Source organism: Pontibacter locisalis, assembly GCF_042684605.1.
Taxonomy (GTDB): Bacteria; Bacteroidota; Bacteroidia; order Cytophagales; family Hymenobacteraceae; genus Pontibacter; species Pontibacter locisalis.
Genome location: NZ_JBHULU010000028.1, coordinates 1 through 792 on the forward strand (window position 1 = coordinate 1; position 792 = coordinate 792).

A 792-nucleotide genomic window follows, 5' to 3' on the forward strand; every position below is an offset into this window, starting at 1 on the left:
CAACGTTACTCGTGCATAATGTGGGCGAGGCGTTGCCGAAGCCTAAATTATGAACTTTGTTGGCAATCGTAATTTTACTTTTTTAACTAAGAGCAGGCTCAGAAGCCAGCTGAGTTGAAATGATGTGATGTTATACCCCCTTCTCTCTTACTTCCTCCAACACATAGGTAATCTTAGCCCCATCGTAAAAGCGGTAATTCATTTCAACAAAGCCATACTCAGGGTGAAAATAGAAGTCGAGATAGCTATTGCCTAACTTGCTGTGCTTACCAACAGAGCGGATAAGCCAACAATCCTCAAGGGTAAGGCTTCCATACGTTCTTGTTTCCTGCCGTACTGCCTGATAGTGATTGGCTACCTTCCCTTTGAACGCTCCCCAGCCCATCATAATCAGCAAGGCATTGTTCCACTCTCCTCCTGCTCTCAGCGAATCCAGCATTACCTTCGGGAACGGTGCTATTTCAGTATAGTTGTACTGGTTGCTCCTAATTGGATGCATCCAGACTTGTTGCCCGTCCTCTATAGCGCCAGTAGTTTCAGCATCTATCCAAACGTAGCTCTTGGGCTTCTTCTTTTTCTTAGACTGCGGGTTTACATAGGATAGAAAAGTAAGCGAGTCTTCGGGCGTGTTATTGTACTTGATTTCAAAGGCAGTTTGGGTTTTGTCGTACTTCCACGGCTGCCCGTTAGGTTGGAGTGTTATCTGCTCTCTGGTTAAAGTATCGCCAGAGGGGCTTACGAAGAAAGCTTGGTAGGAGTAATTGCGATTAGGATTGAAGATGACCAAACTGT

General features: G+C 45.3%; 1 protein-coding gene. It reads right to left on the reverse strand.

The features are described from left to right. Positions 1-130: 130 nt before the first annotated feature. Positions 131-792: hypothetical protein (locus ACFSRY_RS19100; RefSeq protein WP_377511908.1), on the reverse strand; the 662-nt coding region annotated here is incomplete at its 5' end.